Annotated in this window: 22 protein-coding genes and 1 riboswitch; of the genes, 10 read left to right on the top strand and 12 right to left on the bottom strand. The window is 74.3% G+C overall.

Translation table 11 applies throughout. The features are described 5' to 3' along the window. Positions 1 to 99 precede the first annotated feature (99 nt). Positions 100 to 888, top strand: coding sequence for a CPBP family intramembrane glutamic endopeptidase (locus ACFVHB_RS17715; protein ID WP_380322291.1), 789 nt, complete (start codon positions 100 to 102; stop codon positions 886 to 888). Here ACFVHB_RS17715 and ACFVHB_RS17710 read toward each other — a convergent pair. The 6 genes from ACFVHB_RS17710 to ACFVHB_RS17685 all read right to left on the bottom strand — a co-directional run bounded on the left by ACFVHB_RS17710 (position 866) and on the right by ACFVHB_RS17685 (position 6532). Beyond that, entirely contained in the window at positions 866 to 1399 is a 534-nt protein-coding gene (locus ACFVHB_RS17710) for an HAD domain-containing protein (RefSeq protein ID WP_380322288.1), read from the bottom strand. The genes ACFVHB_RS17715 and ACFVHB_RS17710 overlap by 23 nt on opposite strands. Before the next feature lie 90 nt (positions 1400 to 1489). Further along, positions 1490 to 2767, bottom strand: coding sequence for an MFS transporter (locus tag ACFVHB_RS17705; RefSeq protein WP_380322285.1), 1278 nt, complete (start codon positions 2765 to 2767; stop codon positions 1490 to 1492). Positions 2768 to 2849: 82 nt separating this feature from the next. Then, entirely contained in the window at positions 2850 to 3551 is a 702-nt protein-coding gene (locus tag ACFVHB_RS17700; protein WP_380322282.1) for a dienelactone hydrolase family protein, read from the bottom strand. A gap of 63 nt (positions 3552 to 3614) precedes the next feature. Further along, on the bottom strand, positions 3615 to 5027 hold the full coding sequence (locus ACFVHB_RS17695; protein ID WP_380322279.1) for a sugar porter family MFS transporter: 1413 nt from the start codon (positions 5025 to 5027) through the stop codon (positions 3615 to 3617). Positions 5028 to 5238: 211 nt separating this feature from the next. After that, the gene (locus tag ACFVHB_RS17690; protein ID WP_380322276.1) at positions 5239 to 5856 is read right to left on the bottom strand and encodes an FMN-binding negative transcriptional regulator; all 618 of its coding nucleotides are present in this window, start codon (positions 5854 to 5856) and stop codon (positions 5239 to 5241) included. A gap of 13 nt (positions 5857 to 5869) precedes the next feature. Beyond that, entirely contained in the window at positions 5870 to 6532 is a 663-nt protein-coding gene (locus ACFVHB_RS17685) for a pyridoxamine 5'-phosphate oxidase family protein (RefSeq protein WP_380322273.1), read from the bottom strand. Positions 6533 to 6566: 34 nt separating this feature from the next. Between ACFVHB_RS17685 and ACFVHB_RS17680 the strand changes: the two genes are divergently transcribed. Continuing rightward, a complete protein-coding gene (locus tag ACFVHB_RS17680; protein ID WP_380322270.1) occupies positions 6567 to 7904 on the top strand; it encodes an aminotransferase class I/II-fold pyridoxal phosphate-dependent enzyme in 1338 nt (445 codons plus the stop codon). Between the two features lie 156 nt (positions 7905 to 8060). Beyond that, positions 8061 to 9314 carry a GDSL-type esterase/lipase family protein gene (locus tag ACFVHB_RS17675; protein WP_380322267.1) on the top strand — a complete coding sequence of 418 codons (1254 nt, stop codon included), beginning with the start codon at positions 8061 to 8063 and terminating at the stop codon, positions 9312 to 9314. 95 nt (positions 9315 to 9409) lie between these two features. Here the strand turns inward: ACFVHB_RS17675 and ACFVHB_RS17670 are convergent, their stop codons facing one another. Further along, on the bottom strand, positions 9410 to 10768 hold the full coding sequence (locus ACFVHB_RS17670; RefSeq protein WP_380322264.1) for an NAD(P)/FAD-dependent oxidoreductase: 1359 nt from the start codon (positions 10766 to 10768) through the stop codon (positions 9410 to 9412). Positions 10769 to 10962: 194 nt separating this feature from the next. Here ACFVHB_RS17670 and ACFVHB_RS17665 point away from each other — a divergent pair, with 194 nt between their 5' ends. The 4 genes from ACFVHB_RS17665 to purB all read left to right on the top strand — a co-directional run bounded on the left by ACFVHB_RS17665 (position 10963) and on the right by purB (position 14253). Beyond that, complete coding sequence (locus ACFVHB_RS17665; protein ID WP_380322341.1) at positions 10963 to 11718, top strand: HipA family kinase; 756 nt, start codon at positions 10963 to 10965, stop codon at positions 11716 to 11718. Further along, on the top strand, positions 11715 to 12131 hold the full coding sequence (locus ACFVHB_RS17660; protein WP_380322261.1) for a DUF3037 domain-containing protein: 417 nt from the start codon (positions 11715 to 11717) through the stop codon (positions 12129 to 12131). Before ACFVHB_RS17665 ends, ACFVHB_RS17660 begins: the two co-directional genes overlap by 4 nt. Before the next feature lie 95 nt (positions 12132 to 12226). Further along, positions 12227 to 12679 (top strand): MarR family winged helix-turn-helix transcriptional regulator, encoded by a 453-nt coding sequence (locus ACFVHB_RS17655; RefSeq protein WP_380322259.1) that lies wholly within the window; start codon positions 12227 to 12229, stop codon positions 12677 to 12679. A gap of 143 nt (positions 12680 to 12822) precedes the next feature. Further along, complete coding sequence (gene purB / locus ACFVHB_RS17650) at positions 12823 to 14253, top strand: adenylosuccinate lyase (RefSeq protein WP_380322257.1); 1431 nt, start codon at positions 12823 to 12825, stop codon at positions 14251 to 14253. A 13-nt stretch (positions 14254 to 14266) separates the two neighbouring features. On the opposite strand, the gene ACFVHB_RS17645 is transcribed toward purB, so the two are convergent. Next, positions 14267 to 15817, bottom strand: coding sequence for an MFS transporter (locus tag ACFVHB_RS17645; RefSeq protein WP_380322254.1), 1551 nt, complete (start codon positions 15815 to 15817; stop codon positions 14267 to 14269). 310 nt (positions 15818 to 16127) lie between these two features. Further along, positions 16128 to 16287: riboswitch (cyclic di-AMP (ydaO/yuaA leader) on the top strand. Between the two features lie 3 nt (positions 16288 to 16290). Between ACFVHB_RS17645 and ACFVHB_RS17640 the strand changes: the two genes are divergently transcribed. Together ACFVHB_RS17640 and ACFVHB_RS17635 are read left to right on the top strand one after the other, a co-directional pair. Continuing rightward, positions 16291 to 17325 (top strand): peptidoglycan DD-metalloendopeptidase family protein, encoded by a 1035-nt coding sequence (locus ACFVHB_RS17640; protein WP_380322251.1) that lies wholly within the window; start codon positions 16291 to 16293, stop codon positions 17323 to 17325. 469 nt (positions 17326 to 17794) lie between these two features. Beyond that, on the top strand, positions 17795 to 19381 hold the full coding sequence (locus tag ACFVHB_RS17635) for an APC family permease (protein ID WP_380322248.1): 1587 nt from the start codon (positions 17795 to 17797) through the stop codon (positions 19379 to 19381). Between the two features lie 41 nt (positions 19382 to 19422). On the opposite strand, the gene ACFVHB_RS17630 is transcribed toward ACFVHB_RS17635, so the two are convergent. The 4 genes from ACFVHB_RS17630 to ACFVHB_RS17615 all read right to left on the bottom strand — a co-directional run bounded on the left by ACFVHB_RS17630 (position 19423) and on the right by ACFVHB_RS17615 (position 22670). After that, positions 19423 to 20142 carry a DUF2470 domain-containing protein gene (locus tag ACFVHB_RS17630; protein ID WP_380322245.1) on the bottom strand — a complete coding sequence of 240 codons (720 nt, stop codon included), beginning with the start codon at positions 20140 to 20142 and terminating at the stop codon, positions 19423 to 19425. A gap of 191 nt (positions 20143 to 20333) precedes the next feature. After that, positions 20334 to 20759 carry a RidA family protein gene (locus ACFVHB_RS17625; protein ID WP_380322242.1) on the bottom strand — a complete coding sequence of 142 codons (426 nt, stop codon included), beginning with the start codon at positions 20757 to 20759 and terminating at the stop codon, positions 20334 to 20336. Positions 20760 to 20787: 28 nt separating this feature from the next. After that, positions 20788 to 21540, bottom strand: a complete 753-nt coding sequence (locus tag ACFVHB_RS17620) for an IclR family transcriptional regulator (protein ID WP_380322239.1) — start codon at positions 21538 to 21540, stop codon at positions 20788 to 20790. Next, on the bottom strand, positions 21537 to 22670 hold the full coding sequence (locus ACFVHB_RS17615; protein WP_380322236.1) for a sugar kinase: 1134 nt from the start codon (positions 22668 to 22670) through the stop codon (positions 21537 to 21539). Before ACFVHB_RS17615 ends, ACFVHB_RS17620 begins: the two co-directional genes overlap by 4 nt. Before the next feature lie 184 nt (positions 22671 to 22854). Between ACFVHB_RS17615 and ACFVHB_RS17610 the strand changes: the two genes are divergently transcribed. Beyond that, positions 22855 to 24198 carry an amino acid deaminase gene (locus ACFVHB_RS17610; protein ID WP_380322233.1) on the top strand — a complete coding sequence of 448 codons (1344 nt, stop codon included), beginning with the start codon at positions 22855 to 22857 and terminating at the stop codon, positions 24196 to 24198. The last annotated feature ends 85 nt before the right edge of the window (positions 24199 to 24283 follow it).

Genomic DNA, 24283 nt, shown 5'->3' with positions numbered 1-24283 from the left:
CGCCCTCGAACACGGACTCCGGGCCGCGCTCCTGTGGAAGGATGATCGCTCCGGCGGTCGGCCGACGGCCGGAGCGATGCCGGACCGCTGGAGCACGCCGTGACCACCGCCTCGACCGAACCGGAGACCGCGAAGCCGACGCGCCGGCTGCTCGGCGTGGAGCTGCTGATCGTCCTCGGCCTGTCCCTCGGCGCCAGCGGGATCGGCGCGCTGATCAGCTTCACCGGCTCGCTCACGGAGACGCTGAAGCTCGGCCAGCAGGTCGCCACCCTGAACGCCTCGCGCGCCCCCGGCCGGCCCTGGCTGGACCTCGCCTGGCAGCTCTACTACGTCGCGCGCGGGCTGATGCCGGTCGTCCTGGTCGGCTACCTGCTGGTGCGCGAGGGCGTCTCGCTGCGGGTGCTCGGCTTCGACCTCGGGCAGAAGCTGCGCGACCTCGGCCGCGGCGCCGCCGTGGCGGCCGCGATCGGCGGGTCCGGGCTGGCGCTGTACCTGATCTCGCAGGCGGCCGGTTACAACCTGACGGTGGCGCCGTCCGGGCTGCCGGACGTCTGGTGGCGGATCCCGGTGCTGGTCGCCTCGGCCTGGCAGAACGCGATCCTGGAGGAGGTCGTCGTCGTCGGCTACCTGCTGCGCCGGCTGGGGCAGTTGGGGTGGTCCTGGCCGGCGATGCTGGTGGCGAGCTCGGTGCTGCGCGGCTCGTACCACCTGTACCAGGGGGTCGGCGGGCTGGTCGGCAACATGGTGATGGGCGCGGTGTTCTGCGTGCTGTACCGGCGGTGGGGGCGGGTGATGCCGCTGGTGGTGGCGCACGCGCTGATCGACACGGTGGCCTTCGTCGGGTACGCGCTGCTGGCCGGGCACGTCAGCTGGCTGCCCACCGGCTGAGCGACGGCCGGGCGCCGAAGGCGCGCGGCGGGCGGGCGAGCAGCCGGTCGACGTGTCGGCGCCGCAGGCCCTGGCCGGGGTCGACCGGCAGCAGCAGGCGGTCGCGCCGCCAGAGCGAACCGCGGACCAGGCGGCCGGGGATGACGTCGTCGACCCAGGCGAACGGGCGGCCGGCCGCGTGGCGCAGCAGCGGGGCCCACTTGTGGGCGGAGAACAGCTCCATCAGCGGGACGCGCGGGTCGCCGGGCTGCGGGACGTAGCCGGTGAAGCGGACCACGGGCAGCTCGGGCAGGCCGATCGCCGGGGCGATGTGGGTGTTGGCCCGTTCCTCCCAGGTGGTGGCCCAGACCAGCTCGTAGGTGCCGGCCAGTTCGTGCAGCCACTCGCCGTGCCGGGCGGAGAGCAGCACGGTGTAGCCGAGCAGGGTGTGGGTGTCGAAGTCGGCGTCGGGGCCCGGGCAGACCGGGTTGAGCACGCCGTCGACGTCCAGGAACAGCAGTGGCTTCGGCATCGTGCGCCCCCCGGGTGCGACTCCGTCATCACCTGGTCGGACGAGCGGCGCCCCCCGGAGGTTGCACCCGGGGGCGCACGCGGGGGCGCGTCAGTGGGTGGCGGCCGGTTCGGCGAGCCGGGGCTCGGACCGCTCGGGGGCGCGCCGGGAGAGCCGGCGGACCTGCGGCTCCAGCAGGACGGCGGCGCTCAGCAGCAGGGAGAGGGTTCCGCAGGCCCAGAGCGCGCCGGAGAGCCCGAGCACGTCCGCGGCCGGTCCGGCCAGGGCGGTGCCGAGCGGCGCCAGCGACAGCGAGCCGAGTTCGTCGTACGCGGCCACGCGGGAGAACGCCTCGGCCGGGATCTCCTGCTGCAGCGCGATCATCCAGTTCACGCCGAACACGGTGACCCCGACGCCGGAGAGGAACATCGCGGTGGCCAGCACCGGCAGCGGCGCGGCCACCGCCAGCGCGAAGGCGGGCACCCCGAACAGGAAGACGCCCCAGTTGCCGACCAGCAGGATCCGGCGCGGCTGCCAGCGGACCATCAGCAGGCCGGTGGCGACCAGGCCGCAGCCGTAGGCGGCCATGGCGAGCCCCCAGTCGCCGGCCCCGCCGAGCCGCTCCTTGGCGACGACCGGCCCGTACACCGCCTCGACCGCGCTGACGCAGGCGACCAGGACGGAGAACTGGAGCACGATCACCCAGAGCCAGCGGCGGGAGGCGAACTCCTGCCAGCCCTCGCGCAGGTCGCGCAGCATCGAGCCGCCGGCCCCGGGGGCGGCCGGGGCCTGCGGCTCCAGGAAGAACCGCAGCGCCGCGGCGACCAGGAAGCAGCCGGCGTCCAGGGCGAGCACCCAGCCGGGGCCGATCGCGGCGGTCAGCGCGCCGCCGAGTGCGGCGCCGCCGATCTGGGCGCCGTTGAGGCCCATCCGGAACACCGAGAAGGCGCGGGCGGCGTGTTCCCGGGCGACGCTCTCCATGATCATGCCCCCGGCGGCGGGGGAGTAGAACGCGTAGCCCGCGCCGCCGCCGGCGGAGAGCAGCAGCAGTTGCCAGAGCGGGGGGTGGCCGGTCAGCACGAGGGCGGCGAGGGCCGCCTGCGAGGCGCCGCTGAACAGGTTGGCGGCGACCATGATGTGGTGGCGCGGCAGCCGGTCGGCGAGGGCGCCGCCGACCACCAGCAGCAGGACGGTGGGCAGCAGCCGGGCGGCGGTGACGTAGCCGACGTCCGCCTGCGAGCCGCCGGCCTCCAGAACGGCGAAGGCGGTGGCGATCGGGGCGCCGGCGTTGCCGAGACCGCTGACCACGGTGGCGGCGGTCTGGATGCGGAAGTTGCGGCTCGCCCAGGCGAACCGGGGGCGTGGCGGGGGCGGGGGAGGGCTCTGCACCCAGCGACTATCGCGGGTGGGACGGTCAGTGTCCATCCGATAATCGGGACGCCGCCGGGGCGGTTCGCCGGGATCGGACGGCTCAGCCCAGGTGGCCCCGGAGGAAGCTGAGCGTGCGGCGCCAGGCGATCGCGGCCTGCAGCGGGTCGTAGCTGCCGAGCGGGTTCTCGTCGTTCATGAAGGCGTGCCCGGCCGGGTAGAAGTGGATCTCGGGACGGACGTCGGTGGCCTCGCCGATCCGGATCGCCGCCTCGTCCACGGCGCTCATCGGGATCGAGCGGTCGTGCTCGGCGAAGTGGCCGAGGACGTGGGCGGTCAGGCCGCGGTAGTCGAACTCCGGGTCGGGCGGCAGCCCGTAGAACGGGACGACGGCCGCCACCCGGTCCCCCTCGGCGGTGGCCAGCAGCAGGGCGAAGCCGCCGCCCATGCAGAACCCGACCACGCCGACCGCGTCGCCGACCACGCCGTCCAGGCCGAGCAGGTGGTCGACGGCGCCACGAAGGTCCACCACGGCCCGCTCGACCGGGAGTTCGCGCTTCAGCCGGGCCGCCTCGGCGGCGTCGTGGGTGGTCACGCCGCCGAAGAGGTCCGGCGCGAGGACGGTGAAGCCCTCGGCGGCGAAGCGGTCCGCCATCGCCGCGACGTGCGAGGTGAGGCCCCACCACTCCTGGACCACCACCAGGCCGGGGCCGACGCCCTGCGGTGGCCGGGCCAGGTAGCCGTGGGCCGTACGGCCGTTGCTCGGGAACGTGACGTTCTGCCGGGAGCCGCCCTGCTCAGGCATGGCTTCCTCTCGGTGGGACGGGCCGCGCGCGGCGGCGTGGACGGCGGTGCCGCGGGAAGGCGCTCAGCCCATGTCCTCCAGGGCGCGGCCCATGGTCTCCCTGACGCAGAGGACCACGAAGGGGATGGAGAGCAGCGCGAACACCGCGTAGACGAGGTACGTCGCCGACAGGTTCCAGTCGGCGAGGTCGGGGAAGCTGACGGCGATCGCCCAGTTGGCGATCCACTGGGCCGAGGCGGCCACGGACAGGGCGAGCGCCCGGATCCGGTTCGGGAACATCTCGCCGAGCAGGACCCAGACCACCACGCCCCAGGAGAAGGCGAAGCAGAACACGAAGACGTGGGCGGCGATCAGGGCGACGGTGGCGTGGGTGTCGTCCAGGGTGGCGGTGTCGCCGGTGCCGTGCCGGTAGGAGAAGGCCCAGGCGGCGGCCGTCAGGGCGGCCGCCATCCCGGCCGAGCCGGCCAGTGCGAGCGGCTTGCGGCCGATCCGGTCGATCAGCGCCATCGCGACCACCGTGCCGATCACGTTGATGATCGAGGTGGAGAGGCTGATCAGCAGGGAGTCGGACTCGTCGATGCCGAGGGACTGCCAGAGGAAGGACGAGTAGAAGAAGATCACGTTGATGCCGACGAACTGCTGGAACACCGAGGCGCCGATGCCCACCCAGACGATCGGCAGCAGCCCGTAACGGCTGCTCAGCAGGTCCTTGGCCCGGGGCTTGCGGGTGGACTCCAGCACGGCGCGGATCTCGGCGACCCGGGCGTCGAGGTCCGCCCCCTCGCCCTCCACCTCCAGCAGCACCCGGCGGGCCTGCGGCTCGCGGCGGTCGGCGATCAGGTAGCGCGGCGACTCCGGGATGGCCAGCGCCATCAGCCCGTAGACCACGGCCGGGACCGCCTCCACCCCGAGCATCCACTGCCAGGCCTGGATGCCGCCGAGGTGCCCGGTGGACTCGCCGCCGGCGACCTGGTTGATCGCCCAGTTGGCGAGCTGGGAGACGGCGATGCCGAGCACGATCGCCATCTGCTGGAACGAGGTCAGCCGGCCGCGGTAGGCGGTCGGCGCGACCTCGGCGATGTAGGCGGGCGCGATGACCGAGGCGATGCCGATCGCGACGCCGCCGACCACCCGCCAGGCGGCCAGCACCTCGATGCCCGGCGGGAACATCGAACCGATCCCGCTGACCGCGAACAGCACGGCGGCCAGCAGCATCGTGCGGACCCGGCCCAGGTGGTCGGCGAGCCGGCCGGCGGCCACCGCGCCGGCCGCCGAGCCGAGCAGCGCGATGGCGACCACGAAGGCCGTCTCGCCGTTGCCGACCCCGAAGTGCTTCTGGATGCCGGTCACCGCGCCGTTGATCACCGCGCTGTCGTAGCCGAACAGGAAGCCGCCCATCGCCGCCGCGGCGGAGATGAAGACGACGTGCCCGAGGTGCGCCTGGCGGGTCACCGGCTGGGTGTGGGTAGTGGACACGCACGCTCCCCGGGTGGACGGGCCCGCCGGCACGGCCGCTTGGGCAGGACTCGTCTCACATTCGATCAGGGGTGGTGGCGAACCGCCCGAGAATCGGGCCGAACGGGTGAGTGGGTGTCAGGGCCCGGGCCGGTGCCGGGTGCCGGGCGTAGCGGGCCGGACGTCGGGTGCCGGGCCCGTGGACCTCAGCGCCGGGCCGGGCCCGTGGGCCTCAGCGCCGGGCGTTGCGGCGGAGCAGCTGGGTGCGGACCCCGGCGTCCAGCGCGCGGCCGCGCTCGGCCAGCCGGTCCGCCAGGGCGTACTGCTCGGCGACGGGCTTCTTGTCGTCGTACTTGAACTTGGCCCGCACCTCGCGGACCGTCAGCCGCAGCCCGCGCAGACCGGGGAGCAGCCGGCCGAACGGGCCGTCGCCGGGGGTGACCCGGGTCCGCGGCGACTCCGGCTGGAAGTGCGCCAGTTGCCGGTTGAGGATCTCCGCCTTGCCGGCCGCGTCCTCGACGACCTCGGCCGCGCAGTGGAAGTGCACCGAGGCGTAGAAGCTGGTGGGCGTGCCCGGCTCGCCGCGCCAGTGACCCGGGGCGAAGGCGTAGTCGTCGGTCACCGCCAGGGTGACCGCCGGGTCGGCGCGGACGGCCGCGAGCAGCGGGTTGGGCGCGGCGAGGTGGAGCAGGATCTCGCCGGCCTCCGCGTCCAGCAGGAAGTGCGTGGGGACCAGCACCGGACCCTCGCCGGCGCGCCCGTTGGCGGCGAGCAGGCCGAAGTCGCGCCCCTCGGCGAGCCAGGCCCGCCACTCGGCCTCGTCGCCCCGGTCCCAGGACCTGATCAGCATGGCCGGGCCCCGATCAGGCGAGCAGGTCGCGCAGGTGCGCGGGGAGCGGCACGGTGGTGGAGGCGTGCGGCACGGGCGTGCCGTACCCCGTGGTCACCGGCACCACGCCGGCCCAGTGCGGGAGATCGAGGTCGGCCTCGTCGTCGTCGGCGTCGTCGTCCCGGGTCTTGGCGGAGACCTCGTCCAGGACGAGGCGGATGACGGCGGTGGCGGCCAGCTCCTTGGCGTTGGCCGGGCGGACCTCGGCCGAGCGGCCGGGGACGGTCTGGTCCACCAGCGCGTCCAGGGCGACCGACAGCTCGTCGGGATCGGTGACCTGGTGGGCGGTGCCGTGGGCGACCACCGAGCGGAAGTTGATCGAGTGGTTGAACGCGGACTTGGTCAGCACCAGGCCGTCGACCAGGGTGACGGTGACGCAGACCGGCAGGCCCTGCTCGCCCTTGGCGCCGCGCATCGGCCGGCTGCCGGTGGAGCCGTGGATGTAGAGGCGGTCGCCCACCCGGGCGTAGATGGTCGGGAGCACCACCGGCGCGCCGTCGGCGACGAAACCGAGGTGGCAGAGGTAGGTGCTGTCCAGAATGGCGTGGATGGCGTCCTGCTCCCAGGTCGCGCGCTCCTTGTAGCGGGTCGGGGTGGTGCGCGGGGTGCGGGAGTAGGACGCGGTACTGCCTGACATGACAACCTCTATGTACTAGTGCATAATCTGTTTTGTGCTAGGAGACTATCCGATCAAGGGACGGCGCGCCAGCGAAATCGCGGCCGACGTCGAGCAGGGCGTCAGCACCGGACGGCTCGCGCCGGGCACCCCCCTGCCCCCGCTGCGCGACCTGGCCGCCGAACTCGGCGTCAACCCCAACACCGTGGCCGCCGCCTACCGGCTGCTCCGCGACCGGGGCGTGATCGAGACCGCCGGCCGCAAGGGCAGCCGCATCCGCCCGCGGCCCGCGACCACCCCGCGCGACCAGATCCGGCTGCCCGTCCCCCCGCACGCCCGCGACCTCTCCAACGGCAACCCCGACCCGGCCCAGCTGCCCGACCTCACCCCGGCCCTGGCCGCCGCCGCCGAGGCCGCCCGGCGCGACCCCGTCCGCTACGGGCGCCCCTCCGCCGACCCCGGGCTGCTCGCCCTGGCCGCCGCGGGCTTCCACGCCGACGGCCTGCCCGCCGGCCCGGTCGCCATCGCCTCCGGAGCGCTCGACACCATCGAACGGATCCTGGTCACCCGGCTGCGCCCCGGCGACGCCGTCGCGGTCGAGGACCCCGGCTGGGGCAGCTTGCTGGACCTGCTGCCCGCGCTCGGCCTGCGCGCCGTCCCGGTCCGGCTGGACGACGACGGGCCGTTGCCCGGGTCGCTCGCCGACGCCCTGGCCGACGGCGCCCGCGCGGTGATCGTCACCAGCCGGGCGCAGAACCCGACCGGCGCCGCGCTCACCGCCGAGCGGGCGCGGGAGCTGCGCGCGGTGCTGAGCGGCCACCCCGGTGTGCTGCTGATCGAGGACGACCACGGCCACGGCATCGTCGACCGGCCGTACCACCCGCTGGCCGGTGCCGGGTCCGAGCACTGGGCGGTGGTGCGCTCGGCGGCCAAGGCGTACGGGCCGGACCTGCGCCTCTCGGTCGCGGTCGGCGACGCGGAGACCATCGGGCGGGTGCTCGGGCGGCAGCGGCTCGGGGCCGGCTGGGTGAGCCACCTGCTGCAGGTCACCGTCGCCGAGCTCTGGCGCACCGACGCGGCGCCCGTCGCCCGGGTCGCGGCCGCTTACCGGGCGAAGCGGGACGCGCTGCTCGGCGAGCTGGCCGCCCGGGGCATCGAGGCGCACGGCGCGAGCGGGCTCAACGTCTGGGTGCCGGTGGCGGACGAGACGACGGCGCTGGCCGCGCTCGTGCAGCGCGGCTGGGTCGCCGCTCCGGGCGCGCGGTTCCGCCTGCAGTCCCCGCCCGGCCTGCGGATCACCGTCGCCGAGCTGGACCCGGCCGACGCGCCGCGGTTGGCCGACGATCTGGCGGCCGTCCTGGGAACGGCGGGCGCCGTCACGCGACTGATCTGAACCGATCGGTAACACAACGAGAAACCTGGTGCAGATACCTAGCGGTAACAAGCGCGGGCATGTCATCTTCATCGCGCCACCGGCCGGCGGCCCACCCTCACCTCCGTGTCTCCCCGCCCCCACACCGCGGGCGAGACCGACCGCAGGAGTTCCGCCGTGCCCGAAAGATGTTCGAGCATTACTCGCAGAACCACCCGCACCACCGGCGCCACCCGCACCAGCGGCACCGCCCGCGCCACCCGCACTGCCCGCCTCGCCCGTCTGGGCAGGCGCCTGTTCACCGCCGCGCTCGCCGTGCCGCTGAGCGCGGCCGGCCTGGTCGCCTTCGCCGCCGCACCCGCCGGAGCCGCCGCCGGGACGGGCACCACCGCCAGCGTCACCCTGGGCGACAGCTACATCTCCGGCGAGGCCGGCCGCTGGAAGGGCAACTCCGTCGTCACCAGCGGCAGCCGGGCCGGGACCGACCGGGCCTGGACCGGCAGCGCCTACGACCCGAGCCGGGTGTACGGCGCGACGTACACGAGCGGGTGCGACCGCTCGGACGGCGCCGAGGTCCGCAGTGCGCCCACGGTGGCGCAGGCCCAGATCAACCTGGCCTGCTCCGGGGCCGTCGCCGCCAACGTCTACCGCGCCGCCAACGGCGGCCAGTCGTTCAAGGGCGAGGCCCCGCAGGCCGACCAACTCGCCTCGGTGGCAAACCAGTACGACGTCAAACTGATCACGCTCTCGATCGGCGGCAACGACCTCGGCTTCTCCGACGTGATCACCACCTGCGTCAAGGACTACCTGATCTGGTACTCCTACTGCCACGACGACCAGCAGGCCGAGATCGACGCCCGGATGCCCGCCGCGATGGCCGGCGTCGGCAAGGCGCTGGACGAGATCCGGGCGGTGATGTCGAACGCCGGATACCGGACCGGCGACTACCGGATCGTGCTCCAGTCCTACCCCTCGCCGATCCCGCGCAGCACGGAGATGCGCTACCCGGAGAGCGGCTGGAGCCGGGCCGACACCGGCGGCTGCCCGTTCTGGGACGGCGACGCCGACTGGGCGCGCGACTCGCTGGTCCCGCAGATCTCCCGGGAGCTGGCGGGCGTCGCCGCCGCCAAGGGCGTGCAGTTCCTCGACCTGAGCGACATGCTGCAGGGGCGCGAGGTCTGCTCGACGTCGACCCGGCAGGCGACCTCGACCACCGCGCCGTCCGCCACCACCAGTGAGTGGGCGCGGTTCGTCGACTCCGGGCTCAGCGCCTCGCAGGGCACCGTGCAGGAGTCCATGCACCCGAACCACTACGGCCAGCAGGCCCTCGGCCGCTGCCTGACCCTGCTGTACGCGCGGCCGAGCGGCGACTACGCGTGCCGCAACACCGCCGGTCAGGACGCGGGCGGGATGTACCTGAGCGCGAAGTAGCCCGCGATGAACGCCCGGTGCCCCTGCCGGTGGGCGGCAGGGGCACCGGGCGGGGGCACCTGGGCGGAGGGGCCGGGCGGGCCGGCCGTCGTCGGTCAGCCCTTGGCGAGCAGGGCCTGGGCGTGCGCCCGGACCTGATCCTTCGTCAGATAGGCGTCGGTGTACTCGAAGTCGCGCAGCCGGGCGGGCTGGCGGGCCAGGAAGCCGGTCCGGACGAAGTCGTCGCCGGCGGCCGCGTTGAGCAGCCAGTTGGCGCCGACCCGGAACTTGGCGACGTTCGTGCGCATCGCCATCATGTGGTAGCCGCGCGCCACCAGCTGGGCGGGAACGCCGCGCAGTTCGACGCCGACCGGCTTGGACACCGCGTCCTTGCCGCCGAGGTCCACCACCAGGCCCAGATCCTTGTGGTAGTAGGGCTCCAGCGGTTGGTTGTGGAGCGCGGCCATCACGTTGTTCGCCACCGCCCGGCCCTGGCGGGCGGAGTGCTGAGCGGTCGGCGGGCAGACCGCGCCGTCGCCCTTGGCGAGGTCCGGCACCGCCGCCGCGTCACCCAGGGCGAACACGCCCTCGAACTGGGGCACGCGCATCTCGGCGGTCACCGCGATCCGGCCGCGGACGGTCTCGGCGTCCAGCGTGGCGATCAGCGGACTGGCCGCGACGCCGGCGGTCCAGATCAGGGTGCGGCAGGGAAGGACCCGGCCGTCGGTGAACTTGACCGTCTCGGCGCCCACTTCGGCCACCGAGACGCCGAGCGAGACCTCGATGCCGCGCCCGCGCAGCACCTCCAGGGCGGCGGTGCCGAGGACGTCGCCCAGCTCGGGCATCAGCTTCGGGGCGATGTCGATCAGGTGCCACTTGATCTGGCGGGCGTCCAGCCGGGGGTAGCGCAGCGCGGCGGCGGTGGTCAGGCGCTGCAGGCAGGCGGCCGTCTCGGTGCCCGCGTAGCCGCCGCCGACCACCACGAACTGGAGCCGGGACTCGCGCTCCTTCTGGTCCAAGGTGGCTGACGCCAGGTCGAGTTGGGCGATCACGTGGTCGCGGACGTAGGTCGCCTCGGCGAGCGTCTTCATGCCACGGGCGTAGTCGGTGAGGCCCGGGATGTCGAAGGTCCGGGTGACGCTGCCGGGGGCGAGCACGAGGTAGTCGTACTTCTGCGCGACGACCTCGTCGGTGATCTTGCGGACCACGCAGACCTTGGAGCGGGGGTCCACGCCGATCGCGCCGCCCGGGACGATGTGGGTGCGGCGGAGCGTCCGGCGGAGGGAGACCGCGACCGACTGCGGGGTGAGCACGCCGGCGGCGACGTGCGGCAGCAGCGGGAGGTAGAGCTGATAGCTGAACGGCGTGACCAGCGAGATCTCCGCCTCCGCGGGCGAGAGCTTGCGTTCGAGGCGGCGAGCGCACTCCAGTCCGGCGAAGCCGCCGCCCACGATCAGGATCCGAGGTCGTTCCATCGTTCATCCTCACAGTGCAGGTCGTACCGCGCGGGGTCCGAGGCCACTACTGCCCGCCACACTCGCACGGAGCAGCACGGGCTGCCACCGGGGCGGTGCGGATGGTGGAGGGGGTTGGAGGGGGTGGAGGCGGTGCGTCCGGCGGTGGGTGGTGCGGGGGCCGGGGTGGGCATATGCCCGATAGGCTGTCGGGCGTGCTCCCCGAGGTGACGGCGGTCCGCTACGTGACCCCACTGCGAGAAGGCGGCTCGATGCCGGGCCTGGTCGAGGCCGACGACCGGCGGCTGTACGCGCTGAAATGGGTCGGTGCCGCGCAGGGCCGCAAGGCGCTGGTGGCGGAGGTGCTGGCGGGCGAACTCGGCCGGCGGCTGGGCCTGCCGGTGCCGGAGCTGGTCACCGTCGACCTGGACCCGGTGCTCGCGCGCAGTGAGCCGGATCCGCAGGTCCAGGACCAGATGCGGGCCAGCGGCGGCCTCAACCTGGGCATGGCGTTCGTCAGCGGCGCGCTCAACTTCGACCCGCTCTGCTTCGACGTGGACGCCGGGCTGGCCGGGCAGGTGCTCTGGTTCGACGCGCTGATCGGCAACGTCGACCGGTCCTGGCGCAATCCGAACCTGTTGGTCGCCACCGGCGGCCTGCGGCTGATCGACCACGGCGCCAGCCTGATCTTCCATCACCACTGGGCCGGCGCGGCCGCCTGGGTCCGCCGCCCGTACGACGCGTCCGACCACGCGCTGCTGGGGGCCGAGCCGGACCTGGTGGCGGCGGACAAGACCCTCGCCCCGCTGGCGGAGGCGGCGATCGAGGGGGCGGTGGCGCAGATCCCCGACGTCTGGCTGGCCGACGAGCCGGGATTCGACTCGCCCGAGGCGGTGCGCGCCGCGTACCGCGCCCAGCTGACCGCGCGACTGGCCGGTCCGCGTGACTGGCTGCCGGAGGTGCCCGCATGACCGAGCCCGTGCCGCCGGCCCCGCCGGCCGTCGCCGAGCTGCACGACTACGAGTACGCGGTGATCCGGGCGGTGCCCCGGGTGGAGCGCGGCGAGTGCGTCAACGTCGGTGTGCTGCTGTACTGCCGGCAGAACGCGCACCTGGCCGCGCGGACCCACCTGGACCAGGCCCGACTGCTGGCGCTGGACCCGGTGGCGGACGTCGCCGGCGTGCGGCGCGCGCTGCACGGGATCGAGGCGGTCTGCACGGGGGGCCCGGCGGCCGGTCCGGCTGCGGCGGACAGCCCCGGACAGCGGTTCCGCTGGCTGACGGCGCCGCGCAGCGCGATCGTCCAGCCGGGGCCGGTGCACACCGGGCTGACCGCCGACCCGGAGGCCGAGCTGCGGCGGCTCTTCGACCAGCTGGTGCTCTGAGCGGGGTCGCGCGGGGCCGGGTGAGCGGTTGGCCTCCGGACCTTTGCCGTGGTCAAAGCTTGAGTTGCTGAAGCACTCCGCCGTACGCTGGTGCCATGGGTTCGACAGCGACGACGACCGTACCGACCAACGCCGAGTTGATGGAGGTGCTGGCCGCCGTCGGCGCTGCCTACTTCCAGGACTTCGCGGCGGCCGCGGCCCGGCACGGGCTCTCCTCCTCGCAGGCGAAGGCGCTCGGCGCGGTCCAGGAACCGGTGCCGATGCGGGCGCTGGCCGGGCGGCTCGGCTGTGACGCCTCCAACGTGACCGGGATCGTCGACCGGCTGGAGTCGCTGGGCCTGGCGAACCGCGAGGCGGCGGCCGGGGACCGGCGGGTGAAGATCGTCGTGATCACCGAGCAGGGCCGGGAGATCCTGGGGCTGATCCGCGGTGAGATGTGCCGCACCCATCAGGCGTTCGAGGCGATGAGCGACGAGCAGCGGGTCGCGCTGCACTCGATCTGCGCCCAGGTGCTCCCGGTGCTGGCCGGTCGGGCGGCCGGCCAGTAGTCCCGGTCGGCTCCGGGGACGTTCGGGGCCTTCAGGGCCGCAGCAGGCGCAGCGCCGCGCGGCGGGGCGCGGCCGGTGGCGGAGCGGCACGGGCCGACGGGTGGCGCCGGTCCGGCTGACCTCGGCTGTTAGGCTTGCGAAGCGTGAGCGCGAAGCCCCAGATCCCCAATGTCCTGGCCTCCCGGTACGCCTCGGCGACCCTGGCCCAGCTCTGGTCCCCCGAGCACAAGGTGGTCCTCGAGCGCCACCTGTGGCTCGCCGTCCTGAAGGCCCAGCAGGACCTCGGCGTCGAGGTGCCCGAGAACGCCGTCGCCGACTACGAGCGGGTGATCGACCAGGTCGACCTCGGCTCGATCGCCGCCCGTGAGCGGATCACCCGCCACGACGTGAAGGCCCGGATCGAAGAGTTCAGCGAGCTCGCCGGTCACGAGCAGATCCACAAGGGCATGACGTCCCGGGACCTCACCGAGAACGTCGAGCAGCTGCAGATCCGCCAGTCGCTGGAGCACGTGCGCGACCGTACGGTGGCCGTGCTGGTGCGCCTGGGCCGGCTCGCCGCCGAGCACTCCGAGCTGGTCATGGCCGGGCGCTCGCACAACGTCGCCGCGCAGGCCACCACGCTGGGCAAGCGCTTCGCGACCGTCGCGGACGAGCTGCTGGTCGCCTTCCGCCGCCTGGAGGAGCTGATCGCCCGCTACCCGCTGCGCGGGATCAAGGGCCCGGTCGGCACCGCCCAGGACATGCTGGACCTGCTCGGCGGCGACACCGAGAAGCTCGCCGAGCTGGAGCGCCGGGTGGCCGGCCACCTCGGCTTCGAGAACGTGCTCACCTCGGTCGGCCAGGTCTACCCGCGCTCGCTGGACTTCGAGGTGCTCTCCGCCCTCGTCCAGCTCGCCGCCGCGCCGTCCAGCCTGGCCAAGACCATCCGGCTGATGGCCGGCCACGAGCTGGTGACGGAGGGCTTCAAGGAGGGCCAGGTCGGCTCCTCCGCGATGCCGCACAAGATGAACACCCGCTCCTGCGAGCGCGTCAACGGCCTGGCCGTCATCCTGCGCGGCTACGCGTCGATGACCGCCGAGCTGGGCGGCGACCAGTGGAACGAGGGCGACGTCTCCTGCTCGGTGGTCCGCCGGGTCGCGCTGCCGGACGCGTTCTTCGCCTTCGACGGCCTCCTGGAGACCTTCCTGACCGTGCTCGACGAGTTCGGCGCCTTCCCCGCCGTGATCGAGGCCGAGCTGGACCGCTACCTGCCGTTCCTGGCCACCACCAAGGTGCTGATGGGCGCGGTGCGCGCGGGCGTCGGCCGGGAGACCGGGCACGAGGTCATCAAGGAGCACGCCGTCGCCTCGGCGCTGGCGATGCGGGCCGGCGCGCGGGAGAACGAGCTGCTGGACCGCCTCGCCAACGACGAGCGGATCCCGCTGGACCGGGCCGCGCTGGACGCGCTGCTGGCCGACAAGCTCTCCTTCACCGGTGCGGCCGGTGCCCAGGTCGCCGAGGTGGTCCGCCGGGTCGAGGCCGTCGCCGCCGCCTACCCGGAGGCGGCCAAGTACGCCCCGGGCGACATCCTCTGACGCTCGACCGGCTCTACGAGGGCCCCGCCGCCGTTCCGGTGGCGGGGCCCTCCGTCGTCCGGCCGGAGGCGCCGTCGGTGGTGAGGTGGCCGGGGTCCAGCGGCGGGGCGTTGGTGCCGCAGGCGTAGCGGCAGTCCGGCTCGGCGACCGGGTGGTCCTCGGCCGTCAGGACGTTGCCGCGGACGGTGGCGAACGCGGTCAGCCCGCCGGTGACGAGCAGCCCGGCGCAGATCAGCATCGCGGTCCGGAAGGCGGAGTCCACCGCGGCGGGCACCCGGTAGTCGTCACCGCTGAGGCCGGCCAGCGCGGGCAGCGCGGCGACCGCCAGCAGGCCGGCCGCGCGGGCGGCGGCGTTGTTCACCCCGCTGGCGATGCCCGCGTGCCGCACCTCCACCGCCGCCAGCACCGTCGCGGTGAGCGGCGCCACCAGCAGCACCATCCCGCAGCCCATCACGGTGACGGCCGGCAGCACGTCCGTCCAGTACGAGGCGTCGGGGCCGATCCGCAGCATCAGCAGCACGCCGGCCGCGCAGAGCAGCGGGCCCACGGTGAGCGGCAGCCGCGGGCCGATCCGCTTGCCCAGCCGGCCGGCCCGGGCGGACAGCGCCAGCATCAGCACGGTGATCGGCACCAGGGCCAGCCCGGAGACCAGCGGGGAGAAGCCGGAGACGATCTGCAGCTGCACGACCAGCAGGAAGAAGACGCCACTGAAGGCCGCGTAGACGCAGAGGGTGACGAGGTTCACCGCGGTGAACAGCCGGGAGGAGAAGAGGCCCAGCGGCAGCATCGGCTCCGGGGTGCGGCGCTCGACCGCGACGAAGGCCGCGCCGAGCAGCAGCCCGGCCGCACCGGTCACCCAGACCCGGGCGGACAGTCCGTCACCGGCGGCGGTGAGGGCGTAGGTGATCGAACCGAGCGCCAGCGCGGCCAGGACCGCGCCGCGCACGTCGAACCGGCCGGTCGCGCTCTCGTCGCGGCTCTCCGGGACGTGGCGGGAGGCCACCACGACCACCAGTGCGGCCAGCGGGACGTTCAGCAGGAAGATCCACCGCCAGCCCGGGCCGTCCACCAGCCAGCCGCCGAGGAAGGGGCCGACCGCGGCCGCCACCCCGCCGAGGCCGGACCAGAGGCCGACCGCCGCCGAGCGGTCGTCCGGGTGGAACACCGCCTGGAGCATCGCCAGCGATCCGGGGGTCAGCAGCGCCCCGCCGACGCCCTGCACCGCGCGGGCGGCGACCAGCACCTCGATGGTGGGCGCGGCGGCGCAGGCCGCCGAGGCGGCGGCGAACCAGACCACGCCGAGCAGAAAGATCTTTCGCCGGCCGTAGCGGTCGCCGAGCGCGCCGCCGAGCAGGATCAGCCCGGCCAGGGTGAGCAGATAGGCGTTCAGCGTCCATTGCAGGGCGGCGAGCTCGGCGCCGAGGTCCTCGCCGATCCGGGGCAGGGCGACGTTGACCACGGTGCCGTCGAGCAACGCCATGCTGGATCCGAGCACCGTCGCCAGTAGTACCCAGCGGCCCTGCGCGGTGCCCAGGCGCAGGGTGCCGGCCTCGGGGGTGGCCACGGCCCGATCGTCCGCCCCCGGGCGCCACGTGACAAGGCTCACCGGGGGCGTGTCGGCGGATGGCTTTCCGTGGGCGAACGCATGCGGAGGGAAACCGAAATAGGCGGAGTGTCGCGGATCAGTGGCGCGCGGTTAATCGATTGTGCACGTACTGTGCAGCCGATCATCCGGAGCGTCACGGCCTTCCGGGGCTTTGTTGCGGGTTCAAGAGATCGACATTGCTTCACCCGGACGGATGGGTTTTAGTTCAGCGACCGCCCGGCGTCAGCCCGGGTGGCCACCGGGTGGAACGCCTAGTCCTGCCGCTGCCCGGTGGTACGAACTGAACTCTGTACGGCAGGAGCGGGGGACCCAAAGGTAAGTCGCCGGACCGGAATTCGCGGTCCGGCTTGGGGTGAAGCCGCGCATGCGGCCGGGCAACTCCAGCCCGAACCCGACAGCTCACCTCGCAGGCGTCGGAGAGGAAATCTTCCATGCCCGCTCACGCTCGCCGTCGCGTTTCCCTGCCCCGCGCCGCCCGCATCGGCATCGCCACCGCCGTCACCGGCGCCGCGTTCGCCCTCCCGCTGGTGACCACCATCACCGCCCAGGCCCACACCGCCCCGGCCGCGAAGCCCGCGCAGACCAGCACCTGGACCGGCGCCACCAGCGTCGACGCCGCTCCGGCCGCCGCCGCTCCGGCCGCTCCGGCCGCTGAGGCCGCCAAGCCGGCCGCCGCCCCGGTCGAGGAGAGCTACAAGGTCGTCAGCGGGGACTCCCTGTCGAAGATCGCCGCCGCGAAGAACGTCGAGGGTGGCTGGCACGCGCTGTACGACCACAACCGCTCGGTCGTCGGCGCCAACCCGAACCTGATCTTCCCGGGCCAGAAGCTGGCGCTGGGCACCAAGGCCGCCGCCGCTCCGGCCGCCGAGGCCGCCAAGCCGGCCGCCCCGGCCGCCAAGCCGCAGGCCTCGAACGACTCCGCGAAGCCGGCCGCCCCGGCGCCGAAGCCGGTCCAGGCCGCCAAGCCCGCGCAGGCCCCGGCCGCCAAGCCGGCCGCTCCGGCCGCGAAGCCGGCCGCTCCGGCCGCCACCCCGGCCCCGGCCGCCGTCGCCTCCACCTCCGGCTACGTCGCCCCGCTGGCCAACCCGAAGATGGGCACCGCCTACGGCGTCGCCGGTTCGATGTGGGCCTCCGGCCACCACACCGGCGTCGACTTCGTCGCCTCCACCGGCACCCCGCTGCGCGCCGTCGCGGCCGGCACCGTGGTGAAGGCCGGCAACGGCGGCGCCTACGGCAACGAGGTCGAGATCAAGCTCGCCGACGGCAAGTACGCCCAGTACGCGCACCTGTCCTCGATCGGCGTCACGGTCGGCCAGACCGTCACCGTCGGCCAGCAGATCGGCCTCTCCGGTGCGACCGGCAACGTGACCGGCCCGCACCTGCACTTCGAGATCCGCACCGGCTCGGAGTACGGCTCGGACATCGACCCGATCGCCTACCTCCGGGCGCACGGCGTCTCCCTCTGACGCCGGGTCCAGACTCCCGCCGGGTGCGGGGCGAACGACCTCCCGGGATGGTCATGTCGGGTGACCGCTCGACCGGGTGATCGACGCACCTTCGGCGGAACACGGGCGCGGGACACGCCCAGGCAGGCCGGCCCGGCTCGCGAAGCACTTCGCGGGCCGGGCCGGCCGCTGTCGTTCCCGGAGGCCGGCCGCTGTCGTTCCTGGAGGCCGGCCGCCGTCGTTCCGCGGAGCCGGCCGCCGTCGCTTCCGTGCCCCCCGGCGGGGTGGCGGAGCCCGGACCCCCGGCCGGTCCGGGGCGGTTTTCGTTCGGACGCGGTGGGTCACGAACCGAACAGAGCGTCAACTTCCTGCTGATGTTGCTTGACTACCTGTCCGTTGCGGGCCGGTTCGCCGTGCCCCGATGCTGTCGGGCAGTCATCGCCCGACCGGACCGGCGGGCGGCACAGGCACGGCAGGTGAAGGAGGCCGGATGGCCATCCAGAGCGGGGACGCGGTGGGCGGGGACGGCAGAGCCGGGGGCGGCGGCCAGGGCGGTGGGGGCACCGACGTGGTCAACCGGCTGAAGGCCGACTCGGTGGGGCTGGTGGGCGTGGTCTTCATGGCGATCGCCACCGCCGCGCCGATCACGGCGATGACCGGCAACCTGCCGATCATCGTCGGCCAGGGCAACGGCGTCGGCGCGCCCGCCGCGTACGTCTTCGCCACCGTGGTGCTCACCGTCTTCTCGGTGGGGTACGTCGCGATGGCCCGGCACATCACCGCGGCCGGCGCGTTCTACGGCTACATCTCGCACGGGCTCGGCCGGGTGGCCGGGATGGCCGCCGGGCTGCTGGCGGTGCTCGCGTACATCGTGTTCGAGGCCTCGATCATCGGCTTCTTCGCGTACTCGCTGCGCGGGCTGGTGAGTTCGCAGCTGGGCGTGGACCTGGCCTGGGGCTGGTACGCGCTGTTCGGGCTGCTGGCGATCGCGGTGATGGCCTGGTTCGACCTGCACCTGACCGCCAGGGTGCTGGGAATAGCGCTGGTGCTGGAGATCACCGTGCTGAGCGCGGTGTCGCTCGCGGTGCTGTTCAGCGGGGGCGGGCCGGACGGCTTCGCCGGCGAGGCCGTCAACCCGCTCAACGCCTTCCGCGGGGTGGGCGGTTCGGGCGCGGCGGCGGCCGGGCTGGGGCTGTTCTTCGCCTTCTGGTCCTGGGTGGGCTTCGAGTCCACCGCGATGTACGGCGAGGAGTCCCGCGACCCGAAGCGGGTGGTGCCGCGGGCGACGCTGATCTCGGTGGTCGGCGTGGGCCTGTTCTACGTCTTCGTCTCGTGGATGATCGTGGCCGGCAACGGGGTCGGGCACGCGGTGGACGTCGCCAACGGGCTGGTGCCCGGCAAGGACGGCAACAGCCTGTTCTTCGACCCGCTGGGCGCGCACCTCGGGGCCTGGGCGGTGAAGGTGTTCCAGTGGCTGGTGGTCACCGGCTCGTTCGCCTGCGCGATGGCCTTCCATCAGTGCGCCGCCCGGTACCTGTACGCGATCGGGCGCGAGGGGTTCATCCACCCGGCCCTCGGCCGCACCCACCCGCGGCACGGCTCGCCGCACGTCGCCTCGGTGGTCCAGTCGGTGATCGCGGTCGGGCTGGTGCTGGCCTTCCTGGCGGCCGGGATGGACCCGTACGTGCACCTGTACACGCTGCTGGCGCTGCTCGGGACGATGGCGATCCTGATCGTGCAGACGCTCTGCTCGTTCGCCGTGGTCGGGTACTTCCACGTCCAGGGGCGGCACCCGGAGACGAGGCACTGGTTCCGGACGCTGGTCGCGCCGGTGGTCGGCGGGGTGGCGATGGCGGGGGTGGTGGTGCTGCTGGTGATCAACAAGGACACCGCGGCCGGGGCCGCCTCCGACACGCTGCTCTTCCGGCTGATCCCGTACCTGGTGATCGGCACCTTCCTGGCCGGGATCGGGCTCGCGCTCTACATGAAGAACCGGCGGCCGGAGCGCTACGCCCGGATGGGGCGGATCATCCTGGAGGACGCCGCGGAGCGGCCGCAGGCGCCGGTACCGGTCTGACGGGAGCTCAGTCTGCCGCTGCCCGCCCGCCGTTCGGTCGTTCAGCTGTGGTGGGCGGGCAGCGCGCAGTGCGCGGCGGTCAGCAGCTGGTGCACCAGCCGGCCGAACTCGTCGGCGTCATCGGCCCGTTCGGGGAAGACCAGGCGGACGTCCCGGTGGCCGTGCGGGTGGTCCAGGCGCAGCACCAGGCCGTACCGGTCCAGCGCGAGCGGGCGGATCTCCGGCCGTCCGGCGAGGAGTCGGGGGTCGAGCAGCCGGGTGAGCACGGCGAGCACGTCCGGGTGGTCGTCGGCGAGGTGGGTGAGCAGGCGGGCCTCGTGGCGGGCGAGCGGGTCGGGCGCGGCGAGGGCGAGGTCGGCGCCGGTGACCGCGCTGGTGCCGTACGGGGTGGAGAGCACGGCGTGGGCGACGTCCAGTCGCAGGTGGACGCTGAGGCCGTCGTCCGCGAGGTGGGCGAGGTGGAGCCGGCCGGCCAGGGTGAGGCGGCCGCGGACCCGGTCGCGGACGGCGACGGGGGCGATGTCGGTGAGGTCCAGGACGACGGCGAGCCCGTCCTGCTCGCGGATCACGGCGAGGGTGAGCGGCGCGTCGAGCGGGGCGCGCAGGCGCAGCCGGGAGCCGTGCACCGAGACCGGGGTGTCGAGGTCGTGGCGCTCGCCGTAGGCGCGGATCACCACCGAGGAGGCGGCGCCGAGCAGGCTGTGGACCCGTTCGGCGGCGGTGGGTTCGGGGACCTCGACGTCGGTGGGGGTGGGGCTCATGGCGACCTCCGGTGAGTTAGGTGAGCCTAACCTAATCACTTTGCCCTTTGGCGGCAAGGCGCCCGGCCCCGGGGCGTGGTGCGGACGGCTGGCTGCGGGGGTGTGCGGGCGGCGACGGGCCCGGACGGTGGTCGTCCGGGCCCGTCGCGGTGGGGGCGTCCGTCGGGGCGGTTCGAGGCGGGTGCGCCGGCTCAGCCGATCACGGCCTGGGCGTCGATCTCGACCAGCATCGGCTCCTGCGGCAGCCCGACGAAGACCGTGGTGCGGCACGGCTTCACGCCGCCCGGCGGGATGTTCTCCTCGATGAACGCGGCGTAGGCCTCGTTCATCAGCGGGAAGTCGGCCCGATCGGTCAGGTAGACGCGGAACATCACCACGTCCTCGATGCTCGCGCCGCCGGCCTCGACGATCGCCTTGACGTTCTCCAGCGTCCGCCGGGTCTGCGCCCGCACGTCGCCGTGGTGGAGGTACTCGCCGGTGGCCGGGTCCTGCGGGCCCTGGCCGGAGACCTGAAGGATCGGGCCCTTGCGCACGCCCTGGGAGAACATCCAGGCCGGGGCCGGGGCGCCGTCGGTGCGGATCTCGGCCTTGTCGTCGGAACGGGGGTGCTCGCTCATCGGCTTCCTCGGGTTCGGGGGTGACGGGTCAGCCGGCCGGGGGCGTCCGCCCGCAGTCGGCGGAGATGGCACGGGTGGTGGCCAGCAACCGCGGCAGCAGCTCCAGCACCTGCTCGTACGGGAGGACGACGTCCGGGACGGAGATCGAGGCGGCCGCGACGACCCGGCCGCCGGCGTCCCGGACGGGCGCGGCCACGCAGTTGATGAAGGCCTCGTGCTCGGCGTGGTCCTGCGCCCAGCCCTGGGCGGCGACCTTCTCCAGCTCGGCGAGCAGCGCCTCGGGGGTGGTGAGCGTCCGGGTGGTGTGCGGGGTGAAGTCGATGCCGGCCACCACCCGGCGCCGCTCGGGCAGCGGCAGGTCGGCCAGCAGCACCTTGGCGACGGCCGCGCTGTGCAGGACCGCGCGCAGGCCGATCCGCGAATACATCCGCACCGGGTGGCGCGAGTCGTACTTGTCGACGTAGACGACCTCGCCGCCCTCGTACGCGGCCAGGTGCACGGTCTGGCCGGTGGCGGCGTTCAGCTCGGCCAGGTGCGGGGCGGCGATCCGGCGGATGCCGCGCTGCTCCAGGGCGAGGCCGGAGAGGGCGAAGAGGCCGGCGCCGAGGTGGTAGCGGTAGGCCTGGTCCCGGTAGACGAAACGTTCCTGTTCGAGGCTCTGGAGCAACCGCAGCACGGTGGTCTTGTGGACGCCGAGCACCTCGGCGAGCTGGTCCAGCGAGCGCTCGCCCTCGCCGAGCTCGGCGAGGATGCGCAGGGCGCGGGTGACGGTCTGGCTCATGGTGCTCCAAGGGCCGGGGAGGGCGCCGGTCGGGGGTCCGCGGTGGTGCGTCCGGGTGCGGGCAGGGCGGGGGAGGCGAAGCCGTCCGCCGAGACCCGGGTGGCCGCCCAGTCCGCCGCGGAGGCGGCCAGCAGGGCGTCGACCACCGTGGCCGGGGGCGGCTCGGCCTGGTCGCCGTGGGCGGTGAGCGCGCAGGCGGCGCTGAGGTGGCCGAGCCGCAGCCGGCGGCGCTGGTCGAGGCCGCGCACGGTGCCCGCCAGGTACCCGGCCGCGAAGGCGTCGCCCGCACCGGTCGCCTCGACCACCTCGACGGTCAGGGCCGGTTCGGTGACGGCGGTGCCGTCCCGGTCCAGCGCGGTGACGACGCGGGCGGCGTCCTTGACCACCACGGTCGCGGGGGAGGGGAAGCGGCGGCGCAGCTCGTGCGGATCACCGGTGCCGAAGACGGCCTCGGCCTCGTCGGCGCCGAGCAGCAGCAGGTCGGCGGCGTCCAGCAGCGGCGGCAGTACCGCCGGGTCCCGGTCGCGCCAGAGGGCCGGGCGCCAGTTGAGGTCGAAGCTGGTGAGCCGGCCCGGGCGGCGGTCGGCGAGCAGGGCGCGCAGCAGGGCCAGGCAGTCGTCGGAGAGGGCGGCGGTGATGCCGGACAGGTGCAGCAGCCGGGCGCCGGCCAGCAGCCGGGCGGCGGCCGGGTCGGCCAGCAGGGCGGGGGACAGCGCGGCGGCGGCCGAGCCGCGGCGGTGGTAGTGCAGCCGGCTGCGCCCCGGCCCGAGGTCGTGCCGGCTGCCGCCGCCACCGCCGACCTCCTTGAGGTAGAGGCCGGTCGGGCGGTGCCGGTCCACGGCGACGGCCGAGACGTCGACCCCGCGGGCGGCGACCTCGGCGAGCAGCCGCCGGCCGAAGCCGTCGTCGCCCACCCGGCTGATCCACGCGCTCGGCACGCCGAGCGCGGCCAGCGCGCCCGCCACGTTGGACTCGGCGCCGCCGACCGCGAGACGGAAGTTCTCCACCGACTCCAGCGGGCCCGCCCGGTCCGGCAGCAGCACCGCCATCGACTCGCCCACGCAGACCGCGAGCGGGCTGCCGGGCGGCGGCAAGGGGCCCGTGCCCACGGCGGACGGCTGTCGTGGCATCGGCGGGACTCCTCGTCTGTGGCGGGCGTTCCGGGTCCGCGGCGGGCGGTCCGTCGGCCTCGGACCGGCTCCGGTGGGTTCGGCCCGGCTCCGTTGACCTCGGTCCGGCGCCGATGCTAGAACCGTGGCGCCAACATGCGCAACAGGCGTTGCACATGTTGCAACAGGCGGAAGGGGGAAGACGGTGGGTCAGACCTTCGCGGGCAGCACCGCCGGTACGTTCGGCGGCGCGTTCGGCGGCACCGGAGCCGGGCCGGGCATCGACACCGGCCAGGTGGCGGCCCTCGCCGACGAGGTGCTCGACTGGCGGTTCAAGGCGCTGCCACCCGCCGCCCGGGGGCTCAGCGTCCGCGACTACCTCGCCACCGGGCCCACCCTCGCCGGGCTCGGCACCCCGCTGCTCACCCTCGACGCGGCCGCCGTCGAGCACAACGTGCGGACCATGGCCGACTGGTGCGCCGGGGCCGGCGTCGCGCTCGCCCCGCACGGCAAGACCACCATGGCGCCCGCACTCTGGCAGGCGCAGTTGGCCGCCGGCGCCCACGGCATCACGCTCGCCAACCTGCCGCAGGTCCGGGTCGCGCGCGCGTTCGGCGTGCGGCGGATCCTGCTCGCCAACACCCTGCTCGACCCGGCCGGGCTCGGCTGGCTCGCCGACGAGCTGGCCGCCGACCCGGCCTTCGCCTTCCTCTGCTGGGTCGACTCCGCCGAGAGCGTCCGGCTGATGGACGGGGCGCTTCGCGCGGCCGGTGCCGGTCGCCCGGTCGAGGTGCTGGTCGAACTGGGCGGCCCCGGCGGGCGGACCGGCGCCCGCGGCGTCGACGCGGCGGTCGAGGTGGCCGCCGCCGTCCTGCGCGCGCCCACCCTCCGGCTGGCCGGGATCGGCGGGTACGAGGGCGCGCTGGCCCACGACGCCACCGACGGCGGGCTGGAGGCCGTCCGCGGCTACCTGAGGGCGCTGGCCGAGTTGCACGGGCGGCTCGCCGCCGCCTACTCCGCCGCGGCCGCCCCGGTGGTCAGCGCCGGCGGCAGCGCCTACTTCGACCTGGTGGTCGAGGAGTTGTCCGCCCTGCCGGAAGCCGTCGTGGTGCTGCGCTCCGGTGCGTACGTCGCCCACGACGACGGCTTCTACCGGGGGATCTCGCCGTTCGTCCGGGGTGCGGGCGGTGGCACCACGCCGTTCCGCAGCGCCCTGCACGGCTGGGCCCGGGTGGTCTCCCGGCCGGAGCCGCAGCTCGCGCTGCTGGACGCGGGCAAGCGCGACCTGCCGTTCGACGAGGGGCTTCCCGAGCCACAACTCGTCCGGGGCGGAATGGAGTTGACCGGGACGGCGGCGCGGATCACCGCGCTCAACGACCAGCACGCGTTCCTGCGCGACGCGGGAGACCTCGCGCCGGTCGGCGCCGTGCTGCGGCTCGGCATCTCGCACCCGTGCACCGCCTTCGACCGGTGGACGATGATCCCGGTGCTGGACGACTCCTCCGCGGCGGAGCCGAAGGTCACCGGCCTGGTTCGGACGTTCTTCTGATGGCCGGCGGCGGGACTGCGCCCGGCACGGCGGGGGTCGACGCGGTGGGGGCCGATGCCGTGGGGTCCGGCACGTCGGGGTCCGG

It is taken from the genome of Kitasatospora sp. NPDC127111, from assembly GCF_042677465.1.
Lineage (GTDB): Bacteria > Actinomycetota > Actinomycetes > Streptomycetales > Streptomycetaceae > Kitasatospora.
Note: the sequence above shows the minus strand (reverse complement) of the source record. Positions and strands in the feature narration are given on the sequence as shown.

Coding starts and splice junctions, on each gene's coding strand:
- ACFVHB_RS17710 (WP_380322288.1), bottom strand. CDS start 1,399: ATGCCGAAGCCACTGCTGTTCCTGGACGTCGACGGCGTGCTCAACCCG.
- ACFVHB_RS17700 (WP_380322282.1), bottom strand. CDS start 3,551: ATGCCTGAGCAGGGCGGCTCCCGGCAGAACGTCACGTTCCCGAGCAAC.
- ACFVHB_RS17690 (WP_380322276.1), bottom strand. CDS start 5,856: ATGCTGATCAGGTCCTGGGACCGGGGCGACGAGGCCGAGTGGCGGGCC.
- ACFVHB_RS17685 (WP_380322273.1), bottom strand. CDS start 6,532: ATGTCAGGCAGTACCGCGTCCTACTCCCGCACCCCGCGCACCACCCCG.
- ACFVHB_RS17670 (WP_380322264.1), bottom strand. CDS start 10,768: ATGGAACGACCTCGGATCCTGATCGTGGGCGGCGGCTTCGCCGGACTG.
- ACFVHB_RS17660 (WP_380322261.1), top strand. CDS start 11,715: ATGACCGAGCCCGTGCCGCCGGCCCCGCCGGCCGTCGCCGAGCTGCAC.
- ACFVHB_RS17655 (WP_380322259.1), top strand. CDS start 12,227: ATGGGTTCGACAGCGACGACGACCGTACCGACCAACGCCGAGTTGATG.
- ACFVHB_RS17640 (WP_380322251.1), top strand. CDS start 16,291: ATGCCCGCTCACGCTCGCCGTCGCGTTTCCCTGCCCCGCGCCGCCCGC.
- ACFVHB_RS17635 (WP_380322248.1), top strand. CDS start 17,795: ATGGCCATCCAGAGCGGGGACGCGGTGGGCGGGGACGGCAGAGCCGGG.
- ACFVHB_RS17630 (WP_380322245.1), bottom strand. CDS start 20,142: ATGAGCCCCACCCCCACCGACGTCGAGGTCCCCGAACCCACCGCCGCC.
- ACFVHB_RS17625 (WP_380322242.1), bottom strand. CDS start 20,759: ATGAGCGAGCACCCCCGTTCCGACGACAAGGCCGAGATCCGCACCGAC.
- ACFVHB_RS17620 (WP_380322239.1), bottom strand. CDS start 21,540: ATGAGCCAGACCGTCACCCGCGCCCTGCGCATCCTCGCCGAGCTCGGC.
- ACFVHB_RS17615 (WP_380322236.1), bottom strand. CDS start 22,670: ATGCCACGACAGCCGTCCGCCGTGGGCACGGGCCCCTTGCCGCCGCCC.